Origin of the sequence: Deinococcus pimensis DSM 21231 (assembly GCF_000519345.1) — a bacterium.
GTDB lineage: Bacteria > Deinococcota > Deinococci > Deinococcales > Deinococcaceae > Deinococcus_A > Deinococcus_A pimensis.
In genome coordinates this window covers 1,888-3,344 of record NZ_KI912652.1, presented here as the reverse complement: position 1 = coordinate 3,344, position 1,457 = coordinate 1,888, and the positions used below count along the sequence as shown (strand labels likewise).

The 1,457-nt window shown below is 73.4% G+C and carries 2 protein-coding genes; one reads left to right on the top strand and one right to left on the bottom strand.

Translation table 11 applies throughout. The features are described from left to right. On the top strand, positions 1–1,064 hold a 1,064-nt coding region (locus DEIPI_RS39930), incomplete at its 5' end, for an HD-GYP domain-containing protein (RefSeq protein ID WP_245588571.1). Positions 1,065–1,083: 19 nt separating this feature from the next. Here DEIPI_RS39930 and DEIPI_RS31235 read toward each other — a convergent pair. After that, positions 1,084–1,457 (bottom strand): aldehyde dehydrogenase family protein (locus tag DEIPI_RS31235; RefSeq protein ID WP_157463675.1); only part of this gene is annotated, 374 nt, incomplete at its 5' end.

Genomic DNA, 1,457 nt, shown 5'->3' with positions numbered 1-1,457 from the left:
AGGGCGCCATCGACGCGCACCGCGAGGCGATGACGCGCGCCCGCGCCGAGGGCGACGTCGGCGGCGAGCTCGACGCGCTGCTGCACCTCGGGAAGCTCATGTCGGACGCGGGGCAGCCCGTGGAGGCCCTGGCGGCGCTCGGGCGCGCCCTGACGCTCGCGGAGTCGTCGGATCGGCGCAAGGTCGTCTTCGAGACGCACCTGCTGCTCTCCATGGCGTACAAGCGCGCCGGGGACTTCGAGCGGGCGCTCGCGCATCACGAGCTCTACCACCAGCAGGAGCGGGCGCTGTTCAACGAGGAGAGCGACCGCAAGGTCCGCGAGCTCAACGCGCGCTTCGACGTGGAGCGTGCCCGGCAGGAGGCGAGCGCGCAGCGCGTACGGCGAGAGCTCGCGGAGGTCGCGCGCGAGGAGGCCGAGGCGCGCGTCGCGGCCCGCACGGAGGAACTCGAGCGGGCGCAGCTGGAGATCGTCACGCGGCTCGCCGTGGCGGCGGAGTACCGCGACGACATGACGGGCGAGCACACGTGGCGGGTGGGGCATTTCAGCGCGCTCATCGCGCGGGAGATCGGCCTGCCCGAGGAGGAGGTGGAGCTCGTCCGGACCGCCGCGCGCCTGCACGACGTCGGCAAGATCGGCATTCCCGACTCGATCCTGCTGAAGGAGGGCCGCCTCACCGCCGAGGAGTACGAGCGGATGAAGACGCACACGTTGATCGGGGCGCGCATCCTGTCGGGCGGGCAGTCGCGGCTGCTGCGCATGGCCGAGGAGATCGCGCTGTCGCACCACGAGCGCTGGGACGGCGGCGGCTACCCCTTCGGGCGTGTCGGCGAGGCGATCCCGCTGGTGGGCCGCATCGTGGCCGTCGCGGACGTCTTCGACGCCCTGACTCAGGAGCGGCCCTACAAGCCCGCGTGGCCGCTCTCCTCGGCCCTCGCGGAGATCGAACGGCAGGCGGGCGCGCAGTTCGCGCCGGACGTGGTGCGCACGGCGCTCGCGGTGCTGGGCGGCCCGGAGGTGCGGACGCTCGTGGAGAGCGCCGCCTCCGGCCGCGAGCGGCACTGAGCGCCCGGATGGGCGGAGGTCAGCCGGTCAGCACGACCGTCTTGACGTACGTGAGCTCCTCCAGGCTGGCGCGGGCGCCCTCGCGACCGAAGCCGCTGTCCTTCACGCCGCCGTAGGGCATCTGGTCCACGCGGAAGGTGCTGGCGTCGTTCACGATCACGCCGCCCGACTCCACGTCCCGTACCGCCATGAGGGCGTTCGGGAGGTGATTGGTGAACACGCCCGTCTGCAGGCCGTAGCGCGAGCGGTTCGCGCTGGCGATGGCGTCCGCCCACGTCGCGGCGCGCGAGAGCACCACGACGGGCCCGAAGACCTCCTCGCGGACGACGCGGGCGTGCTCGGGGACGTCCTCCAGGATGGTGGGCGGCACGAGCCGTCCGCGCGCCTCCCCGC